The sequence below is a fragment of the Aestuariivirga sp. genome, assembly GCF_046294715.1.
GTDB lineage: Bacteria > Pseudomonadota > Alphaproteobacteria > Rhizobiales > Aestuariivirgaceae > Aestuariivirga.
In genome coordinates this window covers 120082-134938 of the sequence record NZ_JBKBKI010000005.1, presented here as the reverse complement: position 1 = coordinate 134938, position 14857 = coordinate 120082, and the positions used below count along the sequence as shown (strand labels likewise).

14 protein-coding genes are annotated in these 14857 nt (G+C 66.4%); 8 read left to right on the top strand and 6 right to left on the bottom strand.

Going from position 1 to position 14857, the window contains the following annotated elements; translation table 11 throughout:
• Positions 1 to 10: 10 nt before the first annotated feature.
• From ACK4HL_RS05695 to aat, 5 genes are all read left to right on the top strand, one after another.
• The gene (locus ACK4HL_RS05695) at positions 11 to 769 is read left to right on the top strand and encodes a DsbA family protein (RefSeq protein WP_409757076.1); all 759 of its coding nucleotides are present in this window, start codon (positions 11 to 13) and stop codon (positions 767 to 769) included.
• A gap of 79 nt (positions 770 to 848) precedes the next feature.
• Positions 849 to 1298 (top strand): type II 3-dehydroquinate dehydratase, encoded by a 450-nt coding sequence (gene aroQ, locus ACK4HL_RS05690; RefSeq protein ID WP_409757075.1) that lies wholly within the window; start codon positions 849 to 851, stop codon positions 1296 to 1298.
• Positions 1299 to 1301: 3 nt separating this feature from the next.
• The gene (gene accB / locus ACK4HL_RS05685) at positions 1302 to 1817 is read left to right on the top strand and encodes an acetyl-CoA carboxylase biotin carboxyl carrier protein (RefSeq protein ID WP_409757074.1); all 516 of its coding nucleotides are present in this window, start codon (positions 1302 to 1304) and stop codon (positions 1815 to 1817) included.
• A 4-nt stretch (positions 1818 to 1821) separates the two neighbouring features.
• Entirely contained in the window at positions 1822 to 3165 is a 1344-nt protein-coding gene (accC, locus tag ACK4HL_RS05680; RefSeq protein ID WP_409757073.1) for an acetyl-CoA carboxylase biotin carboxylase subunit, read from the top strand.
• Entirely contained in the window at positions 3165 to 3848 is a 684-nt protein-coding gene (aat, locus tag ACK4HL_RS05675; RefSeq protein WP_409757072.1) for a leucyl/phenylalanyl-tRNA--protein transferase, read from the top strand. The genes accC and aat overlap by 1 nt, the downstream gene beginning before the upstream one ends.
• Here aat and ACK4HL_RS05670 read toward each other — a convergent pair.
• From ACK4HL_RS05670 to ACK4HL_RS05650, 5 genes are all read right to left on the bottom strand, one after another.
• The gene (locus tag ACK4HL_RS05670) at positions 3809 to 4273 is read right to left on the bottom strand and encodes a DUF2155 domain-containing protein (protein WP_409757071.1); all 465 of its coding nucleotides are present in this window, start codon (positions 4271 to 4273) and stop codon (positions 3809 to 3811) included. The genes aat and ACK4HL_RS05670 overlap by 40 nt on opposite strands.
• Positions 4270 to 5034: a class I SAM-dependent methyltransferase gene (locus tag ACK4HL_RS05665; protein ID WP_409757070.1), complete on the bottom strand. Its 765-nt coding sequence runs from the start codon at positions 5032 to 5034 to the stop codon at positions 4270 to 4272. The genes ACK4HL_RS05670 and ACK4HL_RS05665 overlap by 4 nt, the downstream gene beginning before the upstream one ends.
• Entirely contained in the window at positions 5034 to 5567 is a 534-nt protein-coding gene (mlaD, locus tag ACK4HL_RS05660) for an outer membrane lipid asymmetry maintenance protein MlaD (RefSeq protein WP_409757069.1), read from the bottom strand. Before mlaD ends, ACK4HL_RS05665 begins: the two co-directional genes overlap by 1 nt.
• Positions 5568 to 5634: 67 nt before the next feature.
• On the bottom strand, positions 5635 to 6033 hold the full coding sequence (locus ACK4HL_RS05655; RefSeq protein ID WP_409757068.1) for an NADH:ubiquinone oxidoreductase subunit NDUFA12: 399 nt from the start codon (positions 6031 to 6033) through the stop codon (positions 5635 to 5637).
• Between the two features lie 101 nt (positions 6034 to 6134).
• Entirely contained in the window at positions 6135 to 8153 is a 2019-nt protein-coding gene (locus tag ACK4HL_RS05650) for a VTT domain-containing protein (RefSeq protein ID WP_409757178.1), read from the bottom strand.
• A 211-nt stretch (positions 8154 to 8364) separates the two neighbouring features.
• On the opposite strand from ACK4HL_RS05650, the gene ACK4HL_RS05645 reads away from it, so the two are divergent.
• Both ACK4HL_RS05645 and ACK4HL_RS05640 read left to right on the top strand, forming a co-directional pair.
• Positions 8365 to 9900: a DHA2 family efflux MFS transporter permease subunit gene (locus ACK4HL_RS05645; protein WP_409757067.1), complete on the top strand. Its 1536-nt coding sequence runs from the start codon at positions 8365 to 8367 to the stop codon at positions 9898 to 9900.
• 501 nt (positions 9901 to 10401) lie between these two features.
• Positions 10402 to 14088, top strand: coding sequence for a vitamin B12-dependent ribonucleotide reductase (locus ACK4HL_RS05640; protein ID WP_409757066.1), 3687 nt, complete (start codon positions 10402 to 10404; stop codon positions 14086 to 14088).
• Between the two features lie 227 nt (positions 14089 to 14315).
• Here ACK4HL_RS05640 and ACK4HL_RS05635 read toward each other — a convergent pair whose 3' ends face one another.
• Positions 14316 to 14519, bottom strand: a complete 204-nt coding sequence (locus tag ACK4HL_RS05635; RefSeq protein ID WP_409757065.1) for a hypothetical protein — start codon at positions 14517 to 14519, stop codon at positions 14316 to 14318.
• An 83-nt stretch (positions 14520 to 14602) separates the two neighbouring features.
• Here ACK4HL_RS05635 and ACK4HL_RS05630 point away from each other — a divergent pair, with 83 nt between their 5' ends.
• Positions 14603 to 14734, top strand: coding sequence for a hypothetical protein (locus ACK4HL_RS05630; protein WP_409757064.1), 132 nt, complete (start codon positions 14603 to 14605; stop codon positions 14732 to 14734).
• Positions 14735 to 14857: the final 123 nt, after the last annotated feature.

Genomic DNA, 14857 nt, shown 5'->3' with positions numbered 1-14857 from the left:
ACTGCTCTTCATGACCACCCGCTTCCGCCTCGCCGCCTGCGCGGCCGCCCTGCTCACCCTGGCGCCCGCGGCAATGGCCCAGTCCTCCTTCACGGACGCCCAGAAGGCGGAGATCGGCGAGATCGTGCGGCAGTACCTGATGGAAAACCCGGAGGTGCTGCTCGACGTGAGCCGGGCCCTCGAGGCGAAGCAGCAGCAGGCCGAGTCCGAGAAGCGGGAGAAGACGCTGGCGGCAAGTGCCGAGCAGATCTTCCGCTCGCCCCACGATTTCGTCGCCGGGAACCCCGAGGGCGACGTCACCATGGTCGAGTTCTTCGACTACAACTGCGGCTGGTGCAAGAAGGGCTTCCCGGAGGTGATGAGCCTGATCGAGAAGGACAAGAACCTTCGCGTGGTGCTGAAGGAATTCCCGATCTTCGGGGGTGATTCGGATTACGCCGCCATGGCCGCCATCGCCGCGAAGAAGCAGGGCAAGTACTGGGAACTCCACACCGCTCTCCTCGCCCACGAGGGCAAGGTGACGCGCGAGGTGGTGGACGAGCTCGCCAAGGAGAAGGGCCTCGACCTCGAGAGGCTGAAGGCCGACATGGACTCGCCCGAGGTGGCGCAGGTGATCGCCGACACCCACAAGCTGGCCGAGCAGCTCGCGATCAACGGCACCCCCGCCTTCATCATCGACAGCACGGTTTCGCCGGGCTATCTGCCGGCCGATGCGCTGGCCGCCGCGGTCGAGCAGGTGCGGGCGAAGGGCGGCTGCCAGCTCTGCTGAGGCTCCCTCTCCGGTGCTTCCAACGGCCGCGCAACCCGCCTATAAGCGACGGACTCCGTAACGGAATCGCCGGGTGCTCATGAAACCTGTCTACGTGCTGAACGGGCCGAACCTCAACATGCTGGGCCTTCGGGAGCCCGCCATCTACGGTTCGGCGAGCCTGAAGGACGTCGAGTTGCGCTGCCATGCGCATGCGGCCTCGCTCGGCCTCACCGTCGATTTCCGGCAGTCGAACAGCGAGGGCGAACTCGTCTCCTGGGTTCAGGAGGCGCGCGGGAAGGCTTCCGCCATCGCCATCAACGCCGGGGCCTACACCCACACCTCGGTGGCGCTGCACGACGCGCTGATGGCGGCGGAGCGCCCGGCCGTCGAGCTTCACCTCTCCAACGTCCACAAGCGCGAGGCTTTCCGCCACACGAGCCTCATCGCCCCGGCGGTGAACGGCGTCATCTGCGGGTTCGGCGTCGACAGCTACGTGCTGGCAATCACGGCACTCCATTCTCTCATCACGGCAAGCAAGAAGGGTTGACCAATGCCCCCCACGAAGAAGCCAACGCCCAAGGCCCCTGCCCGGGGCGAGCCGCAGGACCCGGACCTCGGCCTCATCGCCAGCCTCGCCGAGATCCTCAACAGCACGGGCCTCACCGAAATCGAGCTCGACCGCAAGGGCACCAAGGTGCGCGTCTCGAAGTCGGTGACGGCGGTGGCGCATGTCGCCGCACCCGCGCCGCACGCAGCCGCACATCACGCGCCGGCGCCTGCGCCGGCTCCAGCCGTTGAGGCCGCTCCGCCGGCGAAGACGGGCGGCGATCATCCGGGCACGGTGAAGTCGCCGATGGTGGGCACCGTCTACCTGGCCCCCTCGCCGGGGGCATCGCCCTTCATCGAGACCGGCGCCACGGTGAAGGAAGGCCAGACGCTGCTCATCATCGAAGCCATGAAGACGATGAACCAGATCCATGCGCCGCGCGGCGGCAAGGTCACGCACATCTTCGTCGAGAACGGCCGGCCGGTCGAATACGGCGAGCCTCTCGTGGTGATCGAGTAGCGGGATGTTCGACAAGGTCCTCATCGCCAACCGCGGAGAAATCGCGCTGCGCGTGCTGCGCGCCTGCCGCGAGCTCGGCATCCAGACGGTGGCCGTTCATTCGACGGCTGATGCCGACGCGATGCATGTCCGGCTCGCCGACGAGAGCGTCTGCATCGGCCCGCCGCCGGCGCGCGACAGCTATCTCAACATTCCAGCGATCGTGTCCGCCTGCGAGATCACGGGAGCCGAGGCGGTCCACCCGGGCTACGGCTTTCTCTCCGAGAATGCGCGCTTCGCCGACATCCTTACCGAGCACGGGATCAAGTTCATCGGCCCCTCGGCGGAGCACATCCGCCTGATGGGCGACAAGATCACGGCCAAGCTCACCGCAAAGGAGCTCGGCATTCCCGTGGTGCCGGGCTCCGAAGGCGGCATTTCCGACCTCGAGGAGGGAAAGCGGGTCGCCCGCGACATCGGTTATCCCGTGATCATCAAGGCGACGGCCGGCGGCGGTGGCCGCGGCATGAAGGTGGCGCGCTCGGAGTCCGACCTCGAGATCGCGATGAGCACGGCCCAATCCGAGGCCAAGGCGGCCTTCGGCAACGGCGACGTCTACATCGAGAAATATCTCGAGAAGCCGCGCCACATCGAGATCCAGGTGCTGGGCGACGGCAAGGGCCGCGCCGTGCATCTGGGCGAGCGTGACTGTTCGCTGCAGCGCCGCCACCAGAAGATCTGGGAAGAGGCCCATTCGCCCGCCCTCAACGCCGCGCAGCGCGACGAGATCGGCACCCGGGTGGCCCGCGCCATGGAGAAGCTCGGCTACGAAGGCGTGGGCACCATCGAGTTCCTCTACGAGAACGGCAAGTTCTTCTTCATCGAGATGAACACGAGGCTGCAGGTGGAGCACCCGGTGACGGAGGCGATAACCGGGCTCGACCTCGTCCAGGAGCAGCTGCGCGTCGCGTCGGGCGCCGATCTTCCCTATGCGCAGGAGGACATCACCTTCTCCGGCCACGCCATCGAGTGCCGCATCAATGCCGAGAACCCGACGACCTTCGCGCCTTCGCCCGGCCGGGTCGACGCCGTGCACTTCCCCGGCGGGCTCGGCTGCCGGGTCGATTCGGCCCTCTATGCCGGCTACCGCATCCCGCCCTATTACGACAGCCTCATCGGCAAGCTCATCGTCTCTGGCAAGAGCCGCACCGAGTGCATGATGCGGCTTCGCCGCGCCTTGAGCGAATTCGTGGTCGAGGGCATCGAAACCACCATTCCGCTGTTCCAGCAGCTCCTCGCCGAGCCCGACATCATCGACGGCCACTACGACATCCACTGGCTGGAGCACTATCTCGCGCGCCAGGCCTGATGAGCACGATCACGCCACAGATCCTGCTTCGCGCCTATGCGGCAGGCATCTTCCCGATGGCGGAGAGTGCCGAGGACAACGCGCTCTACTGGGTGGAGCCGGAGGAGCGCGGCGTCATCCCGCTCGATGGGCTGAAGATCTCGCAGTCGCTGCGCAAGAGCGTTCGGCGCAAGCGCTTCGAGATCCGGATCGATCATGACTTCCAGGCGGTGATCGCAGGATGCGCGGCCAAGACGGCGGAGCGTTCCTCGACCTGGATCAACAGCCGCATCAAGTCTCTCTATTCGCAGCTCCACCGCATGGGCTGCTGCCACAGCGTCGAATGCTGGCAGGGCGGCCAGCTGGTGGGCGGGCTCTATGGAGTCAGAATAGGAGCGGTGTTCTTCGGGGAAAGCATGTTTTCACGCGTGGCGGACGCCAGCAAGGTGGCGCTCGTTCACCTGGTGGCACGGCTCAACTTCGGCGGCTTCAAGCTGCTCGACGCACAGTTCGTGAACCCGCATCTCGAACGGCTCGGCGCCATCAAGATGCAGAAGCTCGAGTACCACAGGGTCATGGAGCCGCTGCTCGGGCAGGAGGCGGATTTCTTCGCATTTGATGGCGACGATGACCCGGAGACGGTGCTGGCCTGGGCGGCGGGGCCTCAGTCGGCGGGAACCTCATCCTCGTCCTCCTGCGCCTGACCCTCCGCCGCGGAGGTATCGGGCACCGTCTCGACCACGGGAGGGGGCGCATTGGGATCGCGGCAGCCGGTCAGCCAAACGTCATAGGTGGCGTGCTCCACGGCGCTGAGGCCGGGGCTCTCGGCGAACATCCATCCGGAGAACAGGGGCTTGCGGCTGTTGTCCGCCTCGACCTGGTCGACCTGGACGAAACTCGTCGTCTTGGGCTCCTCGGTGATCGGACGTGTGTAGCAGACGTTGGGCTTCACGATCAGGGCTCCGAAGCGGCGCTCTTCGCCGATCGGGATCTCGAAGGTGGTGGTGACGCCGGTGATCTTGTCGAGCCCCGCGAAGCTGGCGATAGGGTTCGAGATGCGCTCGCTCTGCGCAAGCGCGGGGAGCCCGGCCGAGGCCGAGAGGCAGAGGAGGATGCCGAGACGCCTCATGGCTTCACCGCCTCCACCCTGAGCCGCACATAGTCGGCCGTCCAGTTGCCGTGCGCATCGCAAAGCGAGGGCCGGAGCAGATCCATCACCTCTGCCAAAGCCTCTTCTGCTTGATTCTCAAACTGTTGGAAGAACGGCTTGCGAAAAAGCATGAGCCATTCTGCCATGCCTGTCCTGAGCACCACGGGCCGCGGGAAGAGCACGATGCGCCGCACCGCCAGCCCGCAGGCTTCGAGCAGCGCACCGTAGTCCTCCACGGTAGGGAAGTACCAGGGATGGGCGAGCGCAATGTCGCCGCCCCGGCGCCGGCCCACGGCCCGCATCGCCGTGACGATCGCCGCCACGTTGCCGTGCCCGCCGAACTCGGCGACGAAGCGTCCTCCCGCCTTGAGCGCACGGGCAATGCCTGAAACCACTGCGGCGGCGTCGGTCATCCAGTGAAGGGCGGCGTTGGAGAAGACGGCATCGAAATCCGGCCCGAAGGCGAGCGATTGGCCGTCCATCAGCCGCGCATCGAGGCCGCGCGCGGCGGCAGCGGCGATGAAATCCCCGCTCGAATCGACGCCCACCACCTGGGCCCCCGCAGCGGCAATCTCCGCCGTGAGCACGCCATCGCCGCAGCCGACATCGAGGATGCGCTCGCCCGGCCTGGGTGCGAGCCACTCCACGGCGCCGCCGCCGAGGTCGGAGACGAATCGTGCGTGGGCATCATAGGTGCCCGCAGACCAGCGCTGCCGGGCGTCGGGACGGGGATCGTCCATCACGGGGCCGGTGCCTCCGGCGCCGGGGTTTCCTCCGGAGCCGGGGCTTCCGGCGCGGCACCCGCACCTTCCGCCGCACCGCCCTGGCCACCGCGGCCCTCGAACATGGCCTGGCTGATGAGCGACCAGATGTCGACGGCCCCTTGCGTGTTGGAGATGACGCCGCCATCGGCGAGCATGGTATCCGCCCCGCCCTGTTCCAGCGCGATGAATTTGGAGCCGAGCAGGCCCTCGGCCGTGACCTTGGCGGTGGCGTCCTCGGTGAGCTGCACCTTCGGATCGATCTCCATCACCACATTGGCCAGGAAGTTTTCAGGGTTGAGGGTGAAGTCCACCACGGAGCCGATCTTGACGCCGGCGGCGCGCACGTCGGTGCCGACGCTCACGCCCTCGGCATTGTCGAACTCGGCGCTGACGCGCCAGGCGCCGGAGGCGTGGCCCTGGCCAGACGTCTGGTAGGCGAAGAAGAAGAAGGCTGCGGCAATCAGGATCACCGCCGCGCCGATCAGGGTCTCCACCGTCGAACTCTTCACGCCGCCCCTCCTCCAGTCATGTGGTGCCGGGCTCTATCGGATGAGCCCAGCCGAAATATGGCGGGAACTACTCCGGCCGCCAGGCGGAATAATCGGCAGCGCGCGGCGCGGGCGTGGCGCCGGCCAGGATCGAGCCCGCCGGCCGGTAGGCCTCGGCGGTGCCCGTCTGATTCGGAACATGCGGCTTCTGCCACTCGCGCGGCCGGTATTCCTCCTGCGAGGGCGGCGTGTCGACGCGGTGATGCATCCAGCCATGCCAGCCCGGAGGGATCGTGGAGGCCTCGGAATAGCCGTTGTAAACCACCCAGCGGCGCTCCCTGATCGATTCCGGCAGTGCCGAAGGGGCGCGGTAGTACTTGTTGCCGAACTCGTCGGAGCCGACATATTCGCCATGGCGCCATGTGTAGAAGCGGGTGTTGAGCGTCTGGCCGTTCCACCAGGTGAAAAGCTGCTTCAGAAATAGCATTTCGTCTCGTCCGTTGGGTGGGCGACAGGGCCCCTGAAATTGCGGCGGAATATGGCGGAACGGGCGTTTCCCGTCCAGTGCCGATTTGAACTCCCGCCGGCTCAGGGGGCGGTGGTGATGAGGTCCTGCGCGGCGCCGTCGCGCTCGTGCCGCGCGATGACGCTGACCCCCGCCAGCGCGGCGATGCTGCGGCGGAGTGCCCCGATATCCTCGTCCGATGCGAGGCGCAGTGCGGGGATTGCATAGAGGTCGAAGCCGTTGCTCTTCACCTCGCGGGTGAGGCTCACGAGATAGATGGGCTTCGCGGCCGAGCCATCCCCGGCGGCGAGATCGGTTCTGTAGAGGCGCAGCACCTCGCGGCCTTCCCCACCCCCGCCCTGCGCCATGCGCGTCAGGGTCAGCGCTGCAGTGAGGCCCTCATGCAGCGCCGGACGCGGCGGCAAGTCCTCGAGCGTGGCATTCGGGTTCAGGTAGGGCAGGCTTTCGCGCCAGGACCAGGCCGGCGCCGGCAGCCAGCCCTGCGGGCTCAGCCCCTCCTCGAGCCGCGCCGGGTCACCCGCGTATTGCGCCAGGAAATGTTCCTCCGGCCTGCCGGCGAGGTCGATGCGGCGGGCGGGAAGCTTCTCCCAGCCGCTGTCCACCCATTCCCGGAGCGGCACCACGACCTGCCTGGCGGGAAGGGCATAGATGACGCTGGCATGGGAGTAGCCGGTGGCCACATGGGCCGAGCCCACCACGGTGAAGACGAGGATCGCGGCGCCGAACAGCCCGAGCGGCTTGATGCGGCGCGGCGGCACCGCCTCGATGGCGACCCCGAAGGCCGCCATCATCACGGTGCCGAAAAGGAGGCCCGCCATCACGTCCGAGAGCCAGTGCGCCCCGAGATAGACGCGTGAATAGGCGATCGCCACGACGACCACGGCGCAGATGCCGTAGACCGCCGCCCTGCCCCAGCGCCCGAGCGAGTGGCTCACCAGCACGGCGAGGATGCCGAAGATCACGGCCGCCATGGTGGCGTGGCCCGAGGGAAAGCTGAAGACGGAGGCGCCGAAATAGTCGAGCTCCACCGGCCTCGCCCGCTGGATGCCGTACTTCACGGCAAGCTCGAAGAGCTTGGCGGCGATGATGGCGAAGCCGGCCGCATAGGCGGCGCGATAGGCCTTGTGCCAGACGAGCCAGCCCAGGATGGCGAGCGACAGCGCCAGCATCACCAGCGTGTCGCCCATCATGGTGATGACCGTCATGATCTCGTCGGCGGGCGCGTTGCGGGTTTCGCGCATCATGGCGTGCACCGAGAGGTCGATGTTGGAGACGGCGTTGCCGGTGGCGGCGCGGAAGGCGAGATTGGCAAGCGCCGCAAGCCCGGTGAAGATGATGGCGGCGAACAGCACGATTCCCACCGAGCGCGGGTTGTCCGGCGATATGGCGCGGGCGAAGCGCCGCCAGGAGCGGCTCGGCCGCCGCCGTGCCCAGTCCGACACGCGCTGCAGGAGGTGGTTCAGGTAAGGCAGCACGCCGGCGGCGGCGAGGCGGATCACGTAGCCCGCCAGCGCCAGGATGAAGAACATGACGAGGAGGACGACGAGCAGCCGGCCGCTGAGCTCACCAGCGAACGCCAGGCCCTGGCCGATCAGCACGCCAGGCACCACATGCGCGAAGGACCAGGCGATGCCGGAGGTGACGTTCACGAAGATGAAGAAGATCTGGTTCATGCCGAACATGCCGACGATGCCCGGCACGACCGACTTCACCCCCGGCACGAAGCGCCCTATGGCGATCGACTTGCCGCCATGCTCGCGCACGAAATCCTCGCCCTTGGCGACGAGCTGGGGGTATAGGCTCAGGGGCCACATCGTCTTCAGCCGCTCGCCGAAGAGCCGGCCGGCCCAGTAGGAGACCTGGTCGCCGACGATGCAGCCAACCGCCGTGGCGATGATGACCGGCCAGAAGCCGAGGTGGCCGGTGCCGACCAGCACGCCCGCCCCCACCAGCACGGCAGTCGAGGGCACGAAGAGGCCGATGATGAGCAGCGCCTCGCCCATGGCGATGAGGAAGATGATGACGAGGGCCCATTCCGGATTGGCGGAGAAGTAATCCAGATAGGGCTTGACGTAGTCCATCACGGGCGTCGGGATCCTTCGGGCTGGCGGGCGCGGCAAGCCAGACCGTACCCCCGCGCCCTTCCTTAAGGGTGCGCGGGCTACGGCGGCGTTAACGCCGGGCCAGCCCGGCGCGGCCACAGATAAGGAGGCCGCTGCGGCAATTGCAAGGCTTACAACCTCGTTTGAACCGTTGGAGCCGCGGCGCGGCTGGTCCATAGTGCGGCCCTCGATGACGGAACTCTCCCTGACCGCAACTTCCCTCAGCAAGGCCCGGAAATGGCTGGGCTTTGCCGGCCTGTGCGCCGGCATGTTCATGGCGGTGCTCGACATCCAGATCGTCATCACCTCGCTCGGCGTGATCGAGGAGGCGCTCGGCATCGGCGCCGACCGGATGAGCTGGGTCCAGACCTCCTACCTGATCGCCGAGATCATCACCATCCCGCTCACCGGGCTCCTGATGCGGGTCTTGTCGATCCGTAGGCTGGTGATCGTGGCGATCACGCTGTTCACCGCGGCATCGGTCGGCTGCGCGCTCAGCACCGGCTTCGCCTCGCTGGTGGGTTTCCGGGTGCTGCAGGGCATGGCGGCGGGCGTGCTGATGCCGGTGGTCTTCACCGCCGTCTTCCTGCTGTTCCGGCCAGGAACGGAGCAGGCGATCGCTACGGTGATGGGCGGCGTCCTCGCCGTGATCGCGCCCTCGACGGGGCCGGTGATCGGCGGCCTCATCACCGAGAACCTGTCCTGCCACTGGCTGTTCCTCATCAACGTGGGGCCCGGCCTCATCACCCTGCTCCTCGCCTCCACCTGCCTGCCGAGCGAGCCGATGCAGCCCAGGCTCCTGCGCTCGCTCGACTTCACCTCGCTCCTGTTTATCGCCGTGTCGCTCGCGTCGCTCGAGATCGGGCTGAAGGAAGCGCCCGATCGGGGCTGGCTCTCGCCCGTGACGCTCGCCCTCTTCGCCCTGTTCGCGGCGCTGATGGCACTGACCGTCAGGCGGCCGAATCCCGCCGTCGATTTCAGCCTCTTCCGCGACCGCCATCTCGCCTATGGCTGCGCCCTGTCCTTCATCCTGGGGATCGGGCTCTATGGCTCGGTCTATCTGCTGCCCGTCTTCCTGTCGCTCGTCCGCTACATGGGGCCGGTGGAGATCGGCATGATCGTGCTGGTGACGGGGCTCGCGCAGCTCGTCTCGGCACCGCTCTCCGTGGCGCTCGACCGGCTGGTGCCGCCGCGCCTCCTCAGCGTGATCGGCTATGGCATGTTCGCGGCGGGACTGGCCATGAGCGGCTACGAGACGCGAAACTCCGGCTATGACGAGCTGTTCTGGGCGCAGGTGGTGCGCGGCGTGGCGCTGGGCCTGTGCATCGTGCCGGTCACCCGTTTCGCGCTCGGCTTCCTGCCGCTCGAGCGGGTGAGCGACGCAAGCGGGCTCTACAACCTGTGCCGCGCGCTGGGCGGGGTCATCGGCATCGCCCTCATCGACACCGTCCTGTTCAGCCGGAGCGCCGAACATGCCGACCGCATCAAGGAGATGATGGCGGCCGATCCGGACGCCGCCGCCCGGCTGATGGCCATCGGACCGGACGAACTGCCAGACGCCGAGGACCCGCTCGGCATCCTCGGCATCATGGACACGATCCAGGAGACATCCGTCACGCTCGCCGTCAACGAGGCGTGGATCATGATGGGAGGCCTCACCGCCCTCGGGGTGATTCTGCTGTGGGCAATGGGCCCGATTCGGGGTGCCGGCAAGGACATCCCCTAAGGGCAGATGGCCGCCCGCGGCTGTTCCGGGCGGAATTTAAAGCTGTGGATAGCGGGGGAACCGGGACCTGCCGGCGAAACCATCTTCCGCAGAGTCGCATTGACTCGGGCGTCAGGCCGGGGGCGGAAGGAGGTGATGGCCTGTGTATAGCGCGCATAAGCCTAGGGAAGTCTTGAGCTTCTCCGCAGAATCGGAGGAAGGTGTGGTTATCCACACAGGGCCGACAGCTGTGGACACAACATATAGTGTTAACCACTTGTTAAAACACTAGGCATTGACGCCCTGAACCCTTCGGTACTAATCTTCGGATCAAGGCTGAGGGGTTGGCGGAGGGGCCGAGGGGGTCGGTCTCCTCCATCGCGGAAAACTCAAATGAAGAGCCTCGTGCACCTGGAAACTCGCGCTTCCGGGACAGGGTGAGTGTTGGGCAACTGGGTGTGACGGAGCAGCTCGGGCGGATTGGGCACGCTCGTGGCAACGAAATGGAAGAGGGACATAAAGATGCGCATTGAACGCCGCTACACGAAGGCTGGACAGGAGCCCTACGCGGAGATCGACTTCCGCCGGGCGACCAGCGAGATCAAGAACCCGGACGGTTCTGTGGTGTTCCGCCTCGAGGACATCGACGTCCCCGCCTCCTGGAGCCAGGTGGCGACCGACATCCTGGCGCAGAAATATTTCCGCAAGGCCGGCGTGCCGAAGGCGTTGAAGCGCGTCGAGGAGGAGACCGTCCCCTCCTGGCTGTGGCGCTCGGTGGCCGACGAGGAGGCACTCGCGGCGCTTCCCGAGAAGGAGCGCAGCACGGGCGAGCGGTCCTCGAAGCAGGTGTTCGACCGGCTCGCCGGCACCTGGACCTATTGGGGCTGGAAGGGCAGGTATTTCGATACGGAAGAGGATGCGCGCGCCTTCCACGACGAGCTCTGCCACATGCTCGCCACCCAGAAATGCGCCCCCAACTCGCCGCAGTGGTTCAACACCGGGCTGCACTGGGCCTACGGCATCGACGGCCCGGGCCAGGGCCACTATTACGTCGACCCCGACACGGGCCGGCTCACCAAGTCCAAGTCGGCCTATGAGCACCCGCAGCCGCATGCCTGCTTCATCCAGTCGGTCGCCGACGACCTTGTGAACGAGGGCGGCATCATGGACCTGTGGGTGCGCGAGGCGCGGCTCTTCAAGTATGGCTCCGGCACCGGCTCCAACTTCAGCCACCTGCGCGGCGAGAACGAGAAGCTCTCGGGCGGCGGCAGGTCCTCCGGCCTCATGAGCTTCCTCAAGATCGGCGACAGGGCGGCGGGCGCCATCAAGTCCGGCGGCACGACCAGGCGGGCGGCGAAGATGGTGATCGTCGACGTCGACCATCCGGACGTCGAGGAGTTCGTCGACTGGAAGGTGAAGGAGGAGCAGAAGGTCGCGGCACTCGTCACCGGCTCCAAGACGGTGAAGAAGCATCTCCAGGCGGTGATGAAGGCCTGCGTCAACTGCGAGGGCCCGGGCGAGGACTGCTACGAGATCGACAAGAACCCGGCGCTGAAGCGCGCGGTGAAGGACGCCCGCAAGGCGCTGGTCTCCGACAACTACATCAAGCGGGTGATCCAGTTCGCCAGGCAGGGCTACACCGAGATCGAGTTCGACACCTATGACAGCGACTGGGACGGCGAGGCCTACCGCACCGTCTCGGGCCAGAACTCCAACAACTCGGTGCGTGTCACCGACGAGTTCCTGCATGCCGTGGAGCGCGGCATGGACTGGCAGCTCACCTCCAGGCTCACCGGCAAGGTCACCAGGACGGTGAAGGCCGCGGCGCTGTGGGACAAAATCTCCTATGCCGCCTGGGCCTCGGCCGATCCGGGCATCCAGTATCACTCGACCATCAACGACTGGCACACCTGCCCGGCCTCCGGCGAGATCCGCGCCTCGAACCCGTGCTCGGAATACATGTTCCTCGATGACACGGCCTGCAACCTCGCCTCGCTGAACCTGCTGCAGTTCCGCGATCCCGTCACCGGCCGCTTCGACATCGCCTCCTTCGAGCACGCGGTGCGGCTGTGGACCGTGGTCCTCGAGATCTCGGTGATGATGGCCCAGTTCCCCTCGAAGGAGATCGCCAGGCTTTCCTACGAGTTCCGCACGCTGGGCCTTGGCTTCGCCAACATCGGCGGTCTGCTCATGACGGCGGGAATTCCCTATGACAGCCATGAGGGGCGCGCCATCTGCGCGGCCGTCTCGGCCATCATGACGGGCATTTCCTATGCCACCTCCGCCGAGATGGCGAAGGAGCTCGGTCCCTTCGCCGGCTTCCACAAGAACCGCGAGCACATGCTGCGCGTGATGCGCAACCACCGCCGCGCCGCCTTTGGCGCCGCGGTGGGCTACGAAGGCCTGCGCACCATTCCCGTGGCGATCGACGAGTCCGACCTTAAGGATCGCGACCTCGCCTCGGCCGCGCGCCGCGCCTGGGACCTCGCGGTGACCCTCGGCGAGCAGCACGGCTACCGCAACGCCCAGGCGACCGTGATCGCGCCCACCGGCACGATCGGCCTCGTCATGGACTGCGATACCACCGGCATCGAACCCGACTTCGCGCTCGTGAAGTTCAAGAAGCTGGCGGGCGGCGGCTACTTCAAGATCATCAACCAGGCGGTGCCGGAGGCGTTGCGCACGCTGGGCTATGGCCAGGGCGATATCGAGAAGATCATCGCCTATGCCGTGGGCCACGGCTCTCTGGCGGAGGCCCCTGCCCTCAACCACGCGGCGCTCAAGGCCAAGGGCTTCGGCGAGGAGCAGATCACGCGGATCGAGAGCGGGCTCGCCTCCGCCTTCGACATCAAGTTCGTGTTCAACAAGTGGACGCTGGGCGAGGAATTCTGCCGCGGCACGCTGGGCCTCACCGACCACGAGCTCAACGACTATGGCTTCGACATGCTGGCCCATCTCGGCTTCTCCAAGGCCGACATCGAGAAGGCCAACATCCATGTCTGCGGCGCCATGACCCTCGAGGGCGCGCCCGGCCTCAGGCCGGAGCACCTTCCCGTTTTCGACTGCGCCAACCCCTGTGGCCGCCTCGGCAAGCGCTATCTCTCGGTCGAGAGCCACATCCGCATGATGGCGGCGAGCCAGCCCTTCATCTCGGGCGCCATCTCCAAGACCATCAACATGCCGAACGACGCCTCGGTGGAGGACTGCGCCAGCGCCTACATGCTCTCCTGGAAGCTGGCGCTGAAGGCCAACGCCCTCTACCGCGACGGCTCGAAGCTCTCCCAGCCGCTCTCGGCCCAGCTCATCGCCGACGAGGAGGAAGAGGCGGAGGACAGCGCCGAGGCGCTGCTCGCCAAGCCGCAGGCCGCGCGGGTGGAGACGGTGGTCGAGAAGATCGTGGAGCGCATCGTCGAGCGGGAGCGCTCGCGCCTCAAGCTGCCGCACCGCCGCAAGGGCTATACCCAGAAGGCGGTCGTGGGCGGGCACAAGGTCTATCTCCGCACCGGCGAATACGACGACGGCAAGCTGGGCGAGATCTTCATCGACATGCACAAGGAGGGTGCGGCCCTCCGGGCGATGATGAACAACTTCGCCATCGCCGTGTCGGTTGGCCTGCAATATGGCGTGCCGCTGGAGGAGTTCGTGGACGCCTTCACCTTCACGAAGTTCGAGCCCGCAGGCATGGTGCAGGGCAACGACTCGATCAAGAACGCCACCTCGATCCTCGACTACGTGTTCCGCGAGCTCGCCGTGTCCTATCTCGGCCGCAGCGACCTTGCCCATGTGGAGCCTTCGGAGCTTGGCTTCGATGCGCTGGGCAAGGGCGAAGGGGCGGAGAACGCGCCGCGCGTGCCCGCCGCGCGCGTGCTGTCCTCGGGCTTCGTGCGACGGCCGAACCTCGCCTCCTCCAACGTGGTGGTGATGTCCTCCTCGCAGCCGGTGCCCGCACCCGTGCAGGCGCTGCAGATCAGGGCCGAGGCGCAGGGCGCGCTGGCGCTCGCCGAGGGCCCGGCCGTTGCCACGCAGCTGCGCCAGGAGATGGCGGTGTCGGTCGAAACCGCCGTCATCACCGCCAATGACCGCAGGCTCGAGGCACGCATGAAGGGCTATGAGGGCGAGAGCTGCTCCGAATGCGGCAACTTCACCATGGTGCGCAACGGCACATGCCTCAAGTGCGACACCTGCGGCTCGACGAGCGGCTGCTCGTAACGACTTCGAACGAGACCGAAGACGACGGGAGGCCGGAGAAGTTCCGGCCTCCTCTTCGTTTGAGGATGGCTTTCGGAAGTGCTCCGGCAGCACGCGAAGAGCCTCGGGAGGGCCACGCATCGGCCTCTCGGAGGCGGAGTCTGCAAAAAATTATCCACAGCATCCTTCCTGCAACAGTGTGCCCGCTTGACAGCGGAGGCCGCCTTGGCGATGGGCGAAACGCCCGGTCATCCGCCCACGGAGTGTTCGAAGGAGTGCCTTGATTCATTGAGTTTTCGGTGCATCGCCGGGCTTTCATCCGTATAAGGACGTTCGAGGGCTTTTCGCGAGCGTTTACCGATTGTTAGACAGAATTTCAGAGCATACCAGATGTTGTCGGCATATTGCCGAATCACACAAGCGGGTGCACTAAACATATCGATGACGGTCAAGTTCGGAACTTTCATGCCAGCTTGTCCGTCAGTGTGAGGCTTACCTGCGTTGTGGGGCACTAACAACACTAGGAGAGACAGCAATGGCTGCTGCGAAGAAAGCTGCGAAGAAGCCTGCCAAGAAGGCCGCCAAGAAGGCTGCCAAGAAGCCGGCGAAGAAGGCTGCCAAGAAGGCCGCCAAGAAGCCCGCGAAGAAGGCCGCCAAGAAGGCCTGAGGCTCGCGAGACTACAGGACTGGACCCCGGACGGCGTGAAGCCTCCGGGGTCAGTTCTTTACCGGCAACGAAAAAGGGCCGCACCCAGGTGCGGCCCTTCGCATTTCAGGCGAGACCTCCCGC

What these genes read in the sequence shown, in the direction of transcription:
- ACK4HL_RS05695 (WP_409757076.1), top strand. Translation starts at nt 11, where the DNA reads ATGACCACCCGCTTCCGCCTCGCCGCCTGCGCGGCCGCCCTGCTCACC.
- aroQ (WP_409757075.1), top strand. Translation starts at nt 849, where the DNA reads ATGAAACCTGTCTACGTGCTGAACGGGCCGAACCTCAACATGCTGGGC.
- accB (WP_409757074.1), top strand. Translation starts at nt 1,302, where the DNA reads ATGCCCCCCACGAAGAAGCCAACGCCCAAGGCCCCTGCCCGGGGCGAG.
- accC (WP_409757073.1), top strand. Translation starts at nt 1,822, where the DNA reads ATGTTCGACAAGGTCCTCATCGCCAACCGCGGAGAAATCGCGCTGCGC.
- aat (WP_409757072.1), top strand. Translation starts at nt 3,165, where the DNA reads ATGAGCACGATCACGCCACAGATCCTGCTTCGCGCCTATGCGGCAGGC.
- ACK4HL_RS05670 (WP_409757071.1), bottom strand. Translation starts at nt 4,273, where the DNA reads ATGAGGCGTCTCGGCATCCTCCTCTGCCTCTCGGCCTCGGCCGGGCTC.
- ACK4HL_RS05665 (WP_409757070.1), bottom strand. Translation starts at nt 5,034, where the DNA reads ATGGACGATCCCCGTCCCGACGCCCGGCAGCGCTGGTCTGCGGGCACC.
- ACK4HL_RS05655 (WP_409757068.1), bottom strand. Translation starts at nt 6,033, where the DNA reads ATGCTATTTCTGAAGCAGCTTTTCACCTGGTGGAACGGCCAGACGCTC.
- ACK4HL_RS05650 (WP_409757178.1), bottom strand. Translation starts at nt 8,153, where the DNA reads ATGGACTACGTCAAGCCCTATCTGGATTACTTCTCCGCCAATCCGGAA.
- ACK4HL_RS05645 (WP_409757067.1), top strand. Translation starts at nt 8,365, where the DNA reads ATGACGGAACTCTCCCTGACCGCAACTTCCCTCAGCAAGGCCCGGAAA.
- ACK4HL_RS05640 (WP_409757066.1), top strand. Translation starts at nt 10,402, where the DNA reads ATGCGCATTGAACGCCGCTACACGAAGGCTGGACAGGAGCCCTACGCG.
- ACK4HL_RS05630 (WP_409757064.1), top strand. Translation starts at nt 14,603, where the DNA reads ATGGCTGCTGCGAAGAAAGCTGCGAAGAAGCCTGCCAAGAAGGCCGCC.